17 protein-coding genes are annotated in these 15,740 nt (G+C 58.7%); all 17 read right to left on the reverse strand.

From position 1 onward, the window contains the following. A partial coding sequence (locus tag BR83_RS0111610) for an IS607 family transposase (protein WP_027357219.1) occupies positions 1-510 on the reverse strand: 510 nt, incomplete at its 3' end. Positions 511-541: 31 nt separating this feature from the next. After that, a complete protein-coding gene (locus tag BR83_RS0111615) occupies positions 542-1,186 on the reverse strand; it encodes a PilN domain-containing protein (RefSeq protein WP_157833012.1) in 645 nt (214 codons plus the stop codon). Continuing rightward, positions 1,183-2,265: a type IV pilus assembly protein PilM gene (pilM, locus tag BR83_RS0111620; protein WP_027357221.1), complete on the reverse strand. Its 1,083-nt coding sequence runs from the start codon at positions 2,263-2,265 to the stop codon at positions 1,183-1,185. The genes BR83_RS0111615 and pilM overlap by 4 nt, the downstream gene beginning before the upstream one ends. 66 nt (positions 2,266-2,331) lie before the next feature. Next, entirely contained in the window at positions 2,332-3,486 is a 1,155-nt protein-coding gene (locus BR83_RS0111625) for a pilus assembly PilX N-terminal domain-containing protein (protein WP_027357222.1), read from the reverse strand. Between the two features lie 19 nt (positions 3,487-3,505). Continuing rightward, positions 3,506-3,991: a PilW family protein gene (locus BR83_RS0111630; RefSeq protein ID WP_157833013.1), complete on the reverse strand. Its 486-nt coding sequence runs from the start codon at positions 3,989-3,991 to the stop codon at positions 3,506-3,508. A 5-nt stretch (positions 3,992-3,996) separates the two neighbouring features. Then, positions 3,997-4,776: a prepilin-type N-terminal cleavage/methylation domain-containing protein gene (locus tag BR83_RS0111635; RefSeq protein WP_114679220.1), complete on the reverse strand. Its 780-nt coding sequence runs from the start codon at positions 4,774-4,776 to the stop codon at positions 3,997-3,999. A 273-nt stretch (positions 4,777-5,049) separates the two neighbouring features. Beyond that, entirely contained in the window at positions 5,050-5,487 is a 438-nt protein-coding gene (locus BR83_RS16465) for a type IV pilin protein (RefSeq protein WP_051618185.1), read from the reverse strand. A gap of 145 nt (positions 5,488-5,632) precedes the next feature. Further along, positions 5,633-6,871 carry a type II secretion system F family protein gene (locus tag BR83_RS0111650; protein ID WP_027357225.1) on the reverse strand — a complete coding sequence of 413 codons (1,239 nt, stop codon included), beginning with the start codon at positions 6,869-6,871 and terminating at the stop codon, positions 5,633-5,635. 6 nt (positions 6,872-6,877) lie between these two features. After that, positions 6,878-7,978 (reverse strand): type IV pilus twitching motility protein PilT, encoded by a 1,101-nt coding sequence (locus tag BR83_RS0111655; protein ID WP_027357226.1) that lies wholly within the window; start codon positions 7,976-7,978, stop codon positions 6,878-6,880. After that, entirely contained in the window at positions 7,975-9,639 is a 1,665-nt protein-coding gene (gene gspE, locus BR83_RS0111660; protein WP_027357227.1) for a type II secretion system ATPase GspE, read from the reverse strand. Before gspE ends, BR83_RS0111655 begins: the two co-directional genes overlap by 4 nt. Before the next feature lie 160 nt (positions 9,640-9,799). Next, positions 9,800-10,552: a prepilin peptidase gene (locus BR83_RS0111665; RefSeq protein ID WP_051618187.1), complete on the reverse strand. Its 753-nt coding sequence runs from the start codon at positions 10,550-10,552 to the stop codon at positions 9,800-9,802. A gap of 14 nt (positions 10,553-10,566) precedes the next feature. Further along, positions 10,567-11,661: a 3-dehydroquinate synthase gene (gene aroB, locus BR83_RS0111670; RefSeq protein WP_027357229.1), complete on the reverse strand. Its 1,095-nt coding sequence runs from the start codon at positions 11,659-11,661 to the stop codon at positions 10,567-10,569. A 55-nt stretch (positions 11,662-11,716) separates the two neighbouring features. Then, complete coding sequence (locus BR83_RS0111675) at positions 11,717-12,265, reverse strand: shikimate kinase (protein WP_027357230.1); 549 nt, start codon at positions 12,263-12,265, stop codon at positions 11,717-11,719. 2 nt (positions 12,266-12,267) lie between these two features. Then, positions 12,268-13,524 (reverse strand): chorismate synthase, encoded by a 1,257-nt coding sequence (gene aroC, locus BR83_RS0111680; protein ID WP_027357231.1) that lies wholly within the window; start codon positions 13,522-13,524, stop codon positions 12,268-12,270. A gap of 42 nt (positions 13,525-13,566) precedes the next feature. Further along, on the reverse strand, positions 13,567-14,415 hold the full coding sequence (locus BR83_RS0111685; protein ID WP_027357232.1) for a shikimate dehydrogenase: 849 nt from the start codon (positions 14,413-14,415) through the stop codon (positions 13,567-13,569). Between the two features lie 109 nt (positions 14,416-14,524). Continuing rightward, a complete protein-coding gene (locus BR83_RS0111690) occupies positions 14,525-15,046 on the reverse strand; it encodes a YqeG family HAD IIIA-type phosphatase (RefSeq protein ID WP_027357233.1) in 522 nt (173 codons plus the stop codon). 21 nt (positions 15,047-15,067) lie between these two features. Beyond that, positions 15,068-15,733, reverse strand: coding sequence for a molybdenum cofactor guanylyltransferase (gene mobA, locus BR83_RS15815; protein WP_051618189.1), 666 nt, complete (start codon positions 15,731-15,733; stop codon positions 15,068-15,070). Positions 15,734-15,740 lie beyond the last annotated feature (7 nt).

Genomic DNA, 15,740 nt, shown 5'->3' on the forward strand with positions numbered 1-15,740 from the left:
GGAATTGACGTCCTCCGGCTCTTTTTCAGCTATGGCGATTATTTCTACGCCGCAGTACCTTAAATGCCGCTCGATATACTCATAACCAAACCGGGCCAGCCGGTCGGGATATTCGATGATGAGCTTCTTATACTCGCCCTGCTCGGCCAGCTTGAGCACGTTCGCTAAACCGCGGCGCTTCTGGTTCAGGCCGCTGGCCACGTCTGTGAACTCCGCCCTGATGGTAAAACCGTTTTCCCGGGCGTACTGCCGCAGCCGTTCGATCTGCCGGTTCAGGTTGCCCGCGTCGGCCTGCTTTTTTGTGGATACCCGGGCGTAAAGCACGACTGCTTCCTGCCCGTCAGTCAACTGACCGGACTGCAGGAGCCTGTTGAGTTCGTCCATAGAGTACCTGCGCTGGCCTCCAGGCAAACGGACGGGCTTGATTAAGCCGCGTTTTTCCCAGTTGCGCAGGCTGTTGGGATGAACGCCTAATTTTTTTGCCGCTTTGCTGATGGTTAATAGTTCCATAACTTCATGGTAACTGTTTTGTTATGTTTTGTCAATATTTGTTGGCCTGTTGGTAACTGCTACAAACCTCCCTCAGATAACCGGTAATTTCAAAGTTGAGGCCGTTATCTCCTGCACTTATTTTCTTCAGTTCCAGCCGCTCGAAGACCCCGAGCTGGTGCAGGTGCTGCTCAAAAACGCCCACCGAAGAAAGGGTGCGGGAAACCCCTTTAAAGACCACCATATTGGGCCTGTCCGGGCTACCTGCAGGCCGGCTCCCTGCACTGCCACCGGCGGTTCCGCCTTCACCCCTTTCTCCCGGTTCCTGCCGGTGGGAAATCTCCAGCCCCGTCAGCCACAGATCCACGGGGGTAATGGAGTCCAGCCCGGATATAAAGCTGCTCCAGGTCTTTCTTTCCCTGAATATGGTGCGGTATTCGGCCACCGCCTTCTCCAGGTCCTGCCTTTCCTTTCGCAGGGCCTGCACCCGGTTAACCACCGGTTCCAGTTCGGCAATCTGCTGCCTGGTCAGGTCCAGCTCGTTCTTCATCAGGAAATAGTTCACGGGAAAAAATACGCACAGCCCCACAAATCCGGCGAGAAGAACAGTGATACCAGCCAGGAGGAAAAGGCGGCGGACGTCGATGGTACCCTCGCGCTGCAGTTTTGGCGGCAGCAGGTTGACCCGGTACATCATACCACTTCCCTCAAGGCCAGGCCGATGGCTACTGCGTAGGCCGGGTCGTACTGGATGTCATCCGGCAGCCCGATCTCCGGCAGTCCCACTTCCACGGGTATTTCCAGCGCTTCCTGGAGGTGTTCCGGCAGCTCCCCGAGCTTAACCGCCCCGCCGCTCAAGATAACCCTTTCCACCCGGTCCTTTTCCTGCGTGTAATAAAATTCCAGCGACCTTTTCAGCTCCCTGGTTATTTCCATGATCCCGCCGTGAAAGAGATCCGCCTCCCGCAGTACCCCCGGAAAGCCGGGGTTTTCATTCTCCCCGGAGGCGGCCGCCTCCAGCTTCATCTTTTCCGCTTCCGCAAATTCCACGCCGTAGGTATCCGCCAGGAAGTTGCTTACGGCATTCCCGCCCACGGGCAAAAGGCGCAGGAACCGGATGACTCCCTCCCGCACCACCACCAGGTGGGAGGTCTGCGCCCCGATGTCCGCAATGGCCACCGTGCCCGGTGCTCCACGGCCAAAAAGACGCCAGAGGGCAAAAGCCTGCAGGTCAACGGCGGTGACCAGCAACCCGGCACGGGAAAAAATGCTGTGGTACTGGTAAATTACCGCCGCCGGTACGGCCAGGATGAGCAGACCCTTCGCTCCTTCCTCCCCCGCCCGCGGGGAGGAAGTTTTTCTCCGCGGCGTTTCTTCCGCCCCGTCTTCCCCCTCCTCCAGCCACACGGACCGGATAATCAACTGGTCCACCGGTGTGGGCACAAATCGCTCCACCTCGAAGCGCACGGCCTGCTCCAGTTCCTTTTCTTCCATGGGCGGCAGGCGCACGATGCGGCCCACCACATTTTCCCCGCCGATACAGGTAATTGCCTCCCTCAACCCGGAACCGGCAATTTCCTTCAGCGCTTCCACCAGCTCCTCTTCATCGAATTCTTTAGTCCACACCCCCTGCGGGCTGGGGCGGCGCCGCAGGGCCACCACTTCCGGCATGCCGTCAATCACCTTTACTTCCGCCACTTTTATTTCGTATGTACCCACGTCTATACCCATGAAGTGTGTTTTACGGGGGAGGAGGTGCTGAAGGAAGCTCTTCATTTGGCCAAATCCACCTTTACATGCTAATTAAACTTATAATTGAACATATAGCAATAAATAATTAACTTACCCTGCTCCTTCATTCCAGGAAATAACTTTCACTGTATTCTTAAATCCATTAAGAAAATCCGTCTCATTCAATAGCGACTGCAACTTCTCTATCTCAGCAGTAATAGTTACGTTTCCAGAACCTTCCCCTTGGAAACTAAAGTGTCTTGTCAAAATACCACCCTTTACTTCTTGTTTGCCCTTTAGATCGCTCACTGTTATACCTGCAATTATAAACGCATGAATCTCGTTATTTCCCTGCGTATCTAGCGTGACTTTCCCGTTAGGAGCCATCAAGACCAGTATGTCGTTACTTCCCCCGGTAAGTTCTCCGTCAATGATAATGTTTCCAGTTACAACAATTATAGCCCTGCCTGTGTATGTACCAGAAATTATTAAATTGCCGTCAATAAAAATTACACCATTACAATGAGTATTGTTAAGTCTAAGCGTTTTGTCTTCATAGTAGCAACTGTCAGCAACATTTCTATACCAATCAATATCGATTTGGGGAAAGTCAGGAATATATGGGTAATTCGGATTTGAGTTTACATCTTCACTTTTATTTCCTCCAAGGTCTCTGATATTCCCCGAGGCAAAAACATCAACATTCTTTAAAGTCGTGCCGTTACCAAAACTGACTTCTCCATTCCAAATAATGGATGCCCTGGGTAAGTCACTTCCGACGCCATTGAAATTAAAACTACCTTTAAAATCAAAACTACTTTCTTCTGGCTGCAATACGGCGAGTCCGCGTAAAAGATTAGCCGGACTCGTTAGCAAACCTTCAACTGTTATTTTCTTTGTTGCGCTCTCAAACCTGCCTTTTGATTCTATTCTAATTGCCGCCGCAGGCATATCCCTCAACTTTGTTATGTAGACCTCTTTTAAAGTACCATCATAATAATCCATTAACGGCAATTCTGATAACGGTACCGGTTGGCGCTGGTTTACTGGTAAGCTTTGCAACCACTCTCGATGCGTATTAATATATTCCAGCGCTTTCTCCACTCCTGCTTCAGCGATGTAGTATGCCTTTTTTTGAAAAACGTCCAGCGCAGCGTTTCTGCGGGCCGGGAGGCTCAAGGCCAGGGCTGCGCCTCCGACCAGGAAAATAAAGGTGGTCATCAACAGCACAAGAACAAGGGCCTGACCGCTGCGGCCGGAGAACACACGCGCCACCCCCTGCTTTTTACCGGGAATCCTGAGAAACACGCAAGTGAACGGTTGTGGACAGGCTGACAGGGCCGCTTTCACCCGTTTCACCAACAATACTGATGGTCACCACTTGCCTGCTTTCATCGTAATTAAAAACCAGGCTTTTAATGTTGCTGGCCAGGGGCTGCCAGGCACCATCATATTTTTCCTCGATCTCCCCATGACCAGCATCGAAACGAAACCCTGCCGCAGAATTGTTGAACTCAATCCTGATCCCTGTACCTTCGGTGCTCTCTGTACCGTCGGCCCGGTAAACCCTAATATTTTTGGCCTGCCTTATTCTGCTCGCCATCACACTTGCCGCAAACCGCAGGTTTTCCTGCACTTCGATCCTGTCGCTCTCCCGGCTGTAACTTCGATAACCGTGCAGGTAAAGGGCGGCCACCAGCACGGCCACAAAAGAAAAAATAGTCATGGCCACAACGGCTTCCACCAGGGTGAAGCCCCGCTCACCGCCCACATCCCTCACCGCCTGAGCTTATCTGTAGTCAGGGATACCTCCCGCAGCTGCCCCCGATCCTGGTAGATGACGGTGACTTCAAACGTAATCAGATCGCCGGATGCAGCCACCCCTTTCTCGAGCACCCGGTAGGGGCATGTTTCCCGGACCATCCTGTACTCCGAAGTTGCGTCCGGCACATCGTTCCAGGGCGGGTCCACAGTGACCGTGCTGCCGGTAGACGATACAACTCTTCGCCACTGCCCTGTACCCCTGCCGCCAGTGATGGCGATCAAGTAACCTTTGTAGTAGCCATCCTCCTGGCTTAAGCTGCTATCCAAAACAATGGTATTGGAAGTACCTCCTTGCGCTTTGCCGGAAACGGGCCACGGGAACAGAATATACCGCGTGGTATTGTCCGGCACCTCATCCCAGGGAAGGCTTACGGTGGCCGTGTTGATATCACTGTACTCGACGACCTGCCTCACCTGGCCGGCGCCCGTACCGCTGGTAAGGGCAATGGTGTGCCACATGTACTTTCCATTTTCACTGCCGGCCGCAGGGTCCAGTAAAATCTTATCGGCCGTACCTCCCTGCGCAGTTCCGATCTGGTTCCAGGGAATGCTTTTTATCTCCTCCAGGACTTCCTGCGCCAGGTTGGCGGCGGCCACCTCGTGGCCGGCCACGGCGGTGAAAACGCTGCCGGTGAGAAAAAGCTGGAGCAGGGCAACGGTCACCAGCCCCAGAACGGCGACAGCCACCACCACCTCGATCAGGCTCATGCCGCTCCCGCTCTTCCAGCCCATCTTCACCCCTCACCGGCCTTTTAAAAACATATTTTGACTAATTCCACGGTTCCCGAAAAATTCCTGCCGGGTGACCTTCCTCCACCAAACAATTGCAGGGAAATTATGGCCGTGTGGATGAAACCCGCAGGTACGTGCTTTTCAAAAATTTTGTGATCCTGTGCCGGGGCTCCTCAATGGCGGGGGCGGCAGGAATTGCCCTGGTTTGCCTTTTTTGCCCTCAGGGATAGAAAAAAAGAAGGCCCCTTTTTTATTGGGGCTGGCTTTCATAATTTAATCTTCAGGGGGTGGACCATATTCAACTATTGATTTACCATTATTACCTTCAGCATATACCTTAACAATATCACCATCATTTGCCTCTATTTTATACGTACCTGTACCACCCGTATACTCATAATTCTTACCCCAAGGGTTTTTTATCAACTTACGTTCACCACTATTACTGTCCTCATCCTCCGGCAAACCAGCTTTTTCTATCGCTTCACTTTCATTTGCAGGATATTGCCCGGTTTCAGCATAATACGCATCTAATATTGCAGCCATATTGTAAAGCTCCATCCTTGCTCGACTCAGCTTCGACTTCTCAATATTGCCCAAATAAAATTTGATCCCCCCGGCAATCAGCACGGCGATGATGATCAGGACGACCATCATCTCAATCATGGTGAAGCCCTTTTCATTGCGCAGGCATCGCTTGAAAATAGACATGGATTCTGCACGCCTCCTTTCTCAATGACCGGTCAGTCAGCCGGGAACAGCCGATTAAGACCTTCTTCACCTCCCACCAAACACGATTTCAAGAAGTATTTTATTCCAGGCCGGGTCTTTTTTCCAGCACTTTCTGCAATTTTTTTCAGGGCATGCCCCCGGGCATGGCGCCTCCCTGCATGGCACCGGCCATGCTGAAGAGGGGCAGGTAGATGGAGAGGGCGATGAAAGCCACCACCAGCCCCACGCCGGCAATCAGGAAGGGTTCCACCAGGCTGGAGAGGCGGGCCACGGCAGCCTCCACCTCCTGCTCGTAAAAGAGGGCCAGCTTTTCCAGAAGATCGTCCAGGTTGCCCGACTCCTCGCCCACGGCAATCATGTTCACGGCCATGGGCGGGAAAATCCTGCTGGTTGACAGCACGGGGGCTATTCTCTCGCCTTCGCGGATGCTTTCCCTGGCCGCGGCAATTTCCCGGGCCGCCAGGGTATTGCCGGCCACCTTTTCCACCGTCTCCAGCGATTTTATGAGAGGTACGCCGCTGCGCAGGAGGGTGGCCAGGGTGCGGGCACAGCGGGCCACGACGCCTTTTTGCACCAAAGCACCGAAAACGGGCAGGCGGATCAGCATCTGGTCGAAAACCCGCTTACCCCCCTCGGTGGCAAGAAGGCGCCTTGCACCCAAAAACAGGGCCCCCAGCATGATCGGCAGCGCGTACCAGTACCGGGTGAGGAAGCTGCTGACGCCAATTAATATGCGCGTGGGCAGGGGCAGGGCGGCCCCCATCTGGTTGAAAATGTCCACAAAAATGGGCACAACGATGATCAGCAGGGCAATCACGGCCAGGAAGGCCATACCGGCAACCAGCAGGGGGTAGGTCATGGCCGACCTGATCTTTTCCCTGAGCTCGTTTTCCCTTTCAAAATGAACGGCCAGGCGGCCCAGGGCCTGATCCAGGGTGCCGCCCACCTCCCCGGCCGCCACCATATTGATGAGTATGCCGGGCAGCAGGTCCCTGTGGGCGGAAAGGGCCTCGCTCAGGCCCCTGCCCTTCTGCACCCCGGCCAGGACATCCTCCAGCACACGGCGGAGGGACCTGTTTTCCGTCTGCTGGACCAGAATGTGCAGGCACCGCAGGAGGGGTATTCCCGCCTCGCTCATGGTGGCAAACTGGCGGCAGAACACGGCCAGATCCCGGGTCTTTATCTTCAGCCCCAGCAATTTCCTCAGGTCAAGGACGGGCCCGGACTCGGGTTTTATGTCCACCACGAAAAGGTTCTTTTCCCGCAGGAGGAGGACGGCCGCACTCCGGCTGTCCGCCTCCACGCGGCCCCTCACCAGTCTGCCGGAAAGGTTGCGCGCCCTGTACCTGAACACACGCGGCATCCAGCCTCAACCCCCTATTATGCGCTGCAGTGTCTCCGGGTCGCGGGCCCGGTTGAGGAGCTCTTCCCTGCTGATCATCCCCTTCTGGTAGAGCAGGCGCAGGGAAGTGTCCATGGTCTGCATGCCGAAGCGGGCCCCCGTCTGCATCTGGGAAGGGATCTGGTAGGTTTTCCCTTCCCGGATCAGGTTCCTTATGGCCGGGGTGGCCACCATGATCTCCAGGGCCAGCACCCGGCCGGGCCGATCACACCTGGGGATAAGCTGCTGGGAAACAATTCCCTCAATGGTGCTGGCCAGCTGGATGCGGACCTGCTGCTGCTGGCCGGGCGGGAACACGTCGATAATGCGGTCAATGGTTTCCGCCGCGCTGGAGGTGTGCAGGGTGGCCAGCACCAGGTGGCCCGTTTCCGCGGCGGTGATGGCGGTAGCAATGGTTTCCAGATCCCGCATCTCACCCACCAGGATCACATCGGGGTCCTCGCGCAGGGCGGCCCGGAGGGCGCTGGCAAATGACTGAGTATCCTGACCGATTTCCCGCTGGTTGATGATGCAGAGATTGTGCCTGTGCAGGTACTCGATGGGGTCTTCCAGGGTAATGATGTGCAGCCTTTTCTCCCGGTTGAGCAGATCAATCATGGCGGCCAGGGTAGTGGACTTGCCGCTGCCCGTGGGCCCGGTAACCAGGACCAGGCCGTCGGGCCGGCGGGCCAGGTATCCCAGCACTTCCGGCAGGCCCAGCTCCTGAAAGGTCGGTATCCGGGTGCTCAGGAGCCGCATGACCATGGCCACACTGCCCCGCTGGCGGAAAACGTTCACCCGCACCCTCGTCACACCGGGCACCCCGCAGGAAAAGTCAAGCTCGCCCTTCTCCTCGAACCGGGAATACTGGTCCGGGGTCATGATTTCGCCGGCCAGCGCCCGGGTATCTTCCGGCGCCAGTGTTTTTATTTGCTCTTCCTTGATCACGTCCAGTTTGCCTTTCAGTTCGGGCGCGTCCAGCGGCAGCAATACACCGTTAATGCGGTAGACGGGCGGACAGCCCACGGTGAGGTGGACGTCCGAAGCCTTCAATTTTGCCGCCTGGGCAATGATATCCACGGCCTTCATATTTTCTCCTCCCGAAAGGCAACGCGCATGATCTCGGCAATGGTGGTGGTGCCTTCCCGGACCTTCCGCAGCCCGTCCTCCTTGAGGGACACCATGCCCTGCCGCAGTGCTTCCCGGCGCAACTCCTCGGTGGATGCCCCTTTCAGGATCAGCCGCTGGAGGGCCGGCGTAACCACCAGCACCTCATGGACGGCAATCCGGCCGCGGTAGCCGGTGTGGTTGCAGTGCTCACAGCCCCGCCCGGCAAAAAGCTGCGCGGACTGCATCCCCGGCCCGGCAAAGGACAGCTCCGCCTCCCGGGGCTCATACGGAGCGCGGCAGACGGGGCATACGCGGCGCACCAGCCGCTGGGCCACCACCCCCAGAACGGAAGAGGCCACCATAAAAGGCTCGATCCCCATATCCACCAGCCTGGTAAGGGCTCCCGGAGCGTCGTTGGTGTGCAGGGTGGAAAGCACCAGGTGGCCGGTGGTGGCCGCCCGCACGGCAATTTCCGCCGTCTCCAGGTCCCGGATCTCGCCCACCATGATCACATCCGGATCCTGGCGCAGGATGGAGCGCAGGTAAGTAGCGAAGGTGGCCCCCGCCTTCACGTTGACCTGGGCCTGATTTACGCCCTCGAGCACGTATTCCACGGGATCCTCCACCGTAACAATGTTCGTTTCCACGGAATTAATCGCATTTAAAGCCGCATAAAGGGTGGTGGTTTTGCCGCTGCCGGTGGGCCCGGTAACCAGGATCATGCCGCAGGAGCTCCGCAGAAAGTTCCGGAACACCTTTAAATTGGCGGGGGAAAATCCCAGGTTTTCCAGGCTGAGATTCTTGATGCTCTCCTTGTCCAGGATGCGCACAACCACCTTCTCGCCAAAGAGGGTGGGAATGGTGGACACCCGCAGATCCAGGTCGCGCCCGGGAAGCTTCAGGAGGATGCGTCCGTCCTGAGGAAGGCGCCTTTTGGCAATGTCCATGCTGGCCATGATTTTTACCCGTGAAACCACGGCCTGGCTCATCCTCCGGGGCAGGCGCATTACTTCCCTCAGGAGGCCGTCCACCCGGTAACGCACCCGGATGTCCTTTTCAAAGGGTTCAATATGTATGTCGCTGGCCTCCTCGTCCAGGGCCCGCATGATGATGGCATTGACCAGTTGAATGATGGGTGCCTCGTCGACTACGATCTCACCGGCATCCTCCTCAGGTGCCTGTTCCGGACCCATTTCCTGCAGGGCCTTTTCCACTTCGGGAAAACCAAGATGCCTTTCAATTAAGGCATTTATCTCCTTTTCATTGGCCACCACCGGCTCAATATCCAGGCCGGTCACCAGGCGCAGGTCATCGATGGCCACCACGTTCAGAGGCTCGGTCATGGCCACCAGCAGGCGCCTGCCCGATTTTCTCAGGGGAAAGAGCCGGTACCGGCGAATTAAACTTTCCGGAACTATTTTTAAAAGCTGCGGGTCGACCACCTTCCTGTCATCCACAATTACCCCGTCGGCAGCCAGCACCCGGTTCAAATCCTGCGGGCTTACCATTCCCAATTTTACCAGAACCTGACCCAGCAGTTCCCCCGTCCGGGCCTGCACCCGCAGGGCTTCCCCCAGCTGCTCCTGGGTGATCAACCCCTCTTCGACAAGCCGCTCTCCCAGTAGCTTTCTCCTGGTCATTGTTCCAGCTCCCGTAGAGAAATGTTCAGCCGGCAAATAGTGAAGCGCTCCCGCCGTACTCTTTTACGGATGCCTGGAGCAACTGTTCCGGGCCCCTGTCCGGCCCGCCAGAGGTATCCTGCGGCTACCTCCTGGTGAACAAGACACCACCTGAACCACCTTACAGGTTCAGGTACCAGGAAATAAGCCTGTCCCCTGCCAGCGCGGCCAGCATGGCCCCCGATGAAAGAAACGGGCCGAAGGGAATGGCCGTTTTAAGGGTTCTCCCCGTCCCGAGCGCCCATAAACCCCCCACAACCGCACCCAGCAAAAACGCCAGGAACAGGGCGACCAGGATCTCCTGCCAGCCCAGGTACCACCCCAGGGCAAAGGCCAGCTTCACGTCACCGCCGCCCATACCGCCCCGGGATAAAAGGGCCACCAGCAGCAAAATCCCGCCCCCCAGGGCAGCGCCCAGGAGGCCGTCCCTGAAAAAGTCCGCCCCCCGTAAGGCGGCCAGGAGTACGCCTGCGGCCAGGGCAAAGAGGGTGAGCCGGTCGGGGATGATGCGGTGGTCCAGGTCGATGAAGCTGGCCACCACCAGGACGGAAAACAGGACCAGCAGGCCGGCGGTATAAAGGTGGAAGCCGTATTCCCGGGTGATCAGCAGGAAGCCGAACCCGGTCAAAAGCTCCACCAGGGGGTAGCGGGGGGAAATCACCCCGCGGCAGTGGCGGCAGCGGCCCCGCAGGAATAGATAGCTCAGCACGGGGATTAAATCCAGAGGGCCCAGGCGTGCACCGCAGGCCGGGCAGTGGGAAGGCGGGGCCACCAGGGACATCCCCCGGGGCAGGCGGTGGATGCAGACGTTTAAAAAGCTGCCGGTACAGAGGCCGAGGAGGAAAGAAAAGAACCCGATCCAGGCCGGCGGCAAGTGACAACCTCTCCTTATCCTTGATTACGGCACAAGCGCAGAACCCGCTCCACCGCTTCTTCCGGCACGTCCCGGACAATCTCCACCCGGCCTATTTCCACCGGCAGGACGAAGGTAAGCCGCCCGGCCAGCACTTTTTTATCCCGCCGCATGGAAGCCAGCAGATCCCCGGTGGGCAGTTCCGGCGGCATGTCCACCGGCAGCCCGGCCCGGCGGATAAGGTTGACCAGCCGCGCGGCGCTACTTTCCGGAAGCATCCCCAGGGCCGCCGCCAGACGCGCCGCCGCTACCATCCCGATGGCCACCGCCTCCCCGTGGCGGTAGGTAGTGTAGCCGGTGAGGGCCTCCAGGGCGTGGCCCAGGGTGTGGCCGAAGTTGAGGATGGCCCGGCGGCCCTGTTCGGTTTCGTCCTCCTGCACCACCCGCGCTTTAATGCGGCAGGAAGCGGCCACGGCACGGGCCAGGGGTCCCGCTTCCAGGGCCAGCAGGCGCTCCAGGTTTTCCTCCAGCCAGGCAAAGAAATCCCCATCGGCAATGATGCCGTATTTAATCACCTCGGCCAGGCCGGCCCGCACTTCCCGCGGGTCCAGGGTCTTCAGCACATCCAGGTCGGCCAGGACCAGCCGGGGCTGGTAAAAGGCGCCGATGATGTTCTTGCCCCGGGGGTGGTTGACGGCCACCTTGCCCCCCACGCTGGAGTCCACCTGGGCAAGGAGCGTGGTGGGCACCTGGACGAAGGGAACGCCCCTCAAATAAGTGGCCGCCACAAAGCCGGCCAGGTCTCCCACCACCCCACCCCCCAGGGCCACCACGGGGCTCCGCCGGTCCAGCTCGCGGGTGTAGGCCAGGTCGTAGAGCTTTTCAGCCGTGACCAGGCTCTTGTATTCCTCTCCTTCGGGTATTTCGGCCCGCAATACTTCAAAGCCGGCATTTTCCAGGGCGGCTGTGGCCGCCTCCCCGTAAAGGGAACCCACCACGGGGTTGGTAACCAGGAGCACCCGGGGAGTAAACCTGAATTCCTTGAGGTAATTCCCCATCCGGGCCAGGAGGCCGGAACCAATATGTATGGCATAGCTGCGGGCACCGAGGTCAATGTGAACTTCCTGCATTATGGACATATCCTTTCCGGTTAAAGAATTTGCTGATGTTACTATGTGTTGAAGCTTATTTATCTGCACTCCTTACCGGGGCAGGCGGGATTAACCCGCGTTCCTCGAGGTAAGCAACAATCCTTTCCACCACGCCGTCAACGGTAAGCCCCCCGGTATCAACGGTAAACTCCGCCACCGCGTAGGCTCCCGCCCGTTCGGCCAGCAGTGTTTTGATCCGCTCCAGGACATCCCCCGGCACGTTCAACAGGGGCCGGTTGCGCTTGCGCTTCACCCGCCGGTAGATTATTTCCGGAGCGGCCTTCAGCCCGATAAGCACACCGTTTTTCTGCAGGGCCCGTACATTCTCGGGATTCAGCACCACTCCTCCCCCGGTAGCTACCACCAGGTTTTCCCTGGCGGCTATTTTCTTCACCACCAGGGCTTCTTCCGAGCGAAACCGGATCTCCCCGTCCCGGGCGAAAATCTGGGCAATGGTCTTTCCGGTAACCCTCTCTATCTCCTCGTCCGTGTCCACAAATTCCCGTCCCAGGCGGGCGGCCAGGCGCCGCCCCACGGCGCTTTTCCCCGTACCCATAAAACCGATCAGGACAATATTCTTCATCTTCACTCCCCCGCCATGTCCGGGGCCGCTTCCCGCCGGAGACACTCGAGATACCGGCGGTAATTTGCCTTCATCTCCTGCAGGGTGTCACCGCCGAATTTTTCCACGCAGGCCGCCGCCACTTCCCAGGCCACCACCGCCTCACCCACCACGCAGGCGGCCGGCACGGCACAGACATCGGAACGCTCCACCGAAGCGGTAAAGGGCTCTTTTGATATCAGGTCCACGCTGCGCAGGGGTTTATACAAAGTGGGAATTGGCTTCATGGCCGCCCGCAGGACCAGAGGCTCCCCGTTGGTCACGCCCCCCTCCAGGCCGCCGGCCCGGTTGGTGCGGCGGTAAAAGCCCTTTTCCCGGCTGTAAAATATCTCATCGTGCACCTGCGAGCCGGGCAGGGCGGCACCGGCAAAACCCAGGCCGATCTCAACCCCCTTAATGGCCTGGACGCTCATCAGCGCGCCGGCCAGACGGCCGTCCAGACGGCGGTCCCAGTGCACGTAGCTGCCAAGGCCGGGGGGCAGGCCGTAAACCCGGATCTCAAAGATACCCCCCAGGGAGTCACCGGCTTCCCGGGCCCGGTCGATTTCACGCATCATCGCCTCCGCCGTTTCCCGGTGAAGGCAGTAAACAGGAGAGGCATCCAGGAGTTCCCGCAGGCGGGACAGGTCCGGGGTGGAAACAGCTTCCCGTTCCGCCACCCCGCCGGTTTCAGCCAGGCAGGTGCACAGGATATCCTCATCACCGCCCGGTTCCGGTACCGCCACCGGCCCTATGCGCACCACATGACCGATGATCTCTATACCCAGTTCCTCCAGAAGACGGCGGGCCACACTGCCGGCGGCCACCCGGGCGGCCGTCTCCCGGGCGCTGGCCCGTTCCAGCACGTTGCGGATATCCCGGTGGCCGTATTTTAAAGCCCCGGCCAGGTCGGCGTGGCCCGGCCTGGGTCTGGTGACCACCCGCTGGTCCAGCCGGGCACCGGCACCGGGACCCATAATCTCCTGCCAGCTGGCCCAGTCCCGGTTTTCGATATACAGGGCTACGGGGCTGCCCAGGGTGAAACCACCCCTGACTCCGGCCAGAAAACGCACCCGGTCCTGCTCGATCCGCATGCGGCCGCCCCGGCCATAACCGCCCTGGCGGCGGGCCAGCTGCCGGTTTACATAATCTTCCGGCAGGGGGAGCCCGGCGGGCAGCCCTTCAATGATGGCCGTCAATGCAGGGCCGTGTGATTCCCCGGCCGTTAAGTAACGCAACACGTGGTTTATTCCCCCTTATTTTATAATCCCGCAGCTCTCCAATCAGAAGGGCAGGGCCCGGCGCATCACTTCCACCGGGGCCCTCTCCCCGGTCCACAGTTCAAAGGCCAGCACACCCTGGTACAGGAGCATGCCCAGGCCGTTATAAACCCGGGCGCCGGAACGGGCGGCCAGCTCCATAAAGAGGGTGCGCGGCGGGTTGTAGACCAGATCCACCACCACCTGCTCCGGCCGCAGGCGGTGAAAAGGGAAATCCGGGCAGGCGTCCACCCGGGGATGCATGCCCAGGGGAGTGGTCTGCACGATCAGGTCAACCTCTCCGGGCAAAACGTCTGACGGCCAGGGTACAGCACAGGCCCGGGCGGGGGTCTGGTCATGGATCAGGGCGGCCAGTTCCACCGCCCGGGAAGGGGTGCGGTTGGCCACCAGCACCTGCTCAACCCCGGCCAGGGCCAGGTGAACGGCTACCGCCCTGGCCGCTCCCCCGGCCCCCAGGACCAGGACCCGCTTGCCGGCAGGGTTGAACCCGGCGTCAGCGGTAAGAAAGCGCACAAAGCCGGCCCCGTCGGTGTTGTGTCCCACCAGGTGCCCCTCCCGGTGAACGATGGTATTTACCGCTCCGGCCAGCCGGGCCCCGTCGGTCAATTCGTCAAGGTAAGGTATAACCTTTTCTTTATGGGGTACGGTCACGTTGACCCCGGCCAGGTGCAGGGCCCGGACCCCGGCTACTGCCTCCTCCAGTCTCTCCGGGTGCACGGGAAAAGCCAGGTAAACAAAATCCAGGCCAAGGTGCCTGAAGGCCGCATTGTGCATGGCCGGCGAAAAGGAATGCTCCACTGGGTAGCCGAGAAGCCCGCAAACCCTGGTACGGGCACTAATCAGTTCGCTCACGGAAAGCATCAGCCCCTTCCGGCAATTGCCCGGTTTATGTCGCCTGCCGGTGCCACCCATAACCGCTCGCAGCCCGCAAACCCGCCCCGGCCTGCCGGCTCGAGCCGGGCTAGCGGGCCAGCGTACCACCCGGCCTTTGCCTTTTTATATGGCAGAGAATTAATTTTTCCAGCTGGCGGTTGAAAAGGCGCGTACCCCAGAATTCAGGGCCGGGAAGGGGGGGCACCAGGATGGTATAAAGCCCCAGGCGGTTGCCGCCCAGTACATCGGTAAAAATCTGGTCGCCGATGACGGCAGTCTGGCCGGGAGCCACCCCCAGCAACTTCATGGCCTGAATAAAAGGGCGCCGGGCGGGCTTGACCGCCCGGCAAACGGCCGGCACATCCAGGCTTGCCGCCAGCGCCCGGACCCGTGCCGGGGAATTGTTGGAAACGATACAGAGCTTGAACCCCTGTTCCCGGGCCTGCCCTATCCACTCCCTGACTTTATCGGAAAAACAATTCTGATCCCGGGGCACAATGGTATTGTCCAGATCCAGGAGAATGGCACAAATACCCGCATCTTTAAGTTTAACCAGGTCTATTTCGGATAGATCTGCAACATACAGCCTGGGGTACAGTAGTTTAAGCATTTCCTATTCCCTCTGTCCAGTCTATTTGAGGATATGCAGGGCGCGCTCCAGATCCTGCGGGGTATTAATATTTGTGAAAACCCTATCCACCCCGGCAAAACCTGACAGATCACGGCGTTCAATATATTTTACCCGCACGGCGGGGAAAAAGTCCACTACCCTTGCCCTGTTTTTACTCCTCAAGATTGACTCAATAGCACCGAGACAGCCCTTGCCGTAAACAGCAAAAAGGGGCTCCAGGTAGGGACCATCCCGGACCACCACCACGTCAAATCCCGGAGCCTGCCGGGAGAGGTAAAGAGCCAGGCCGGGATCGATAAAAGGCATATCACAGGCCACCACAAATATATAAGGGGTAGGGGCTGCACACAGGCCCGCGTGAATGCCCGCCAGCGGCCCCCGCCCCGGATAAATATCTCCAACCACGGGCAGGCCAAGATAAGCATATTTATCCGGCTCATTGGCCACCAGTATTACCCCGGTGAAGGCTTTCTTCACCAGGGCTACCACCCGTTCAAGTAACTTTTCCGGGCCGAACTGGATTAACGCCTTGTTAAAACCCATACGGCGGCTGCTGCCGCCTGCCAGAACCACACCGGTAACCTGCCCGGCAACATCCTCCCCGCCTGTGCTTTTCCCGGGCACGGGCAGGGAACCGATGAGCTCGTTTTTTTCCTTACGGTCCATCGACGCT

The sequence above is a fragment of the Desulfofundulus thermocisternus DSM 10259 genome, from assembly GCF_000686645.1.
Lineage (GTDB): Bacteria > Bacillota > Desulfotomaculia > Desulfotomaculales > Desulfovirgulaceae > Desulfofundulus > Desulfofundulus australicus.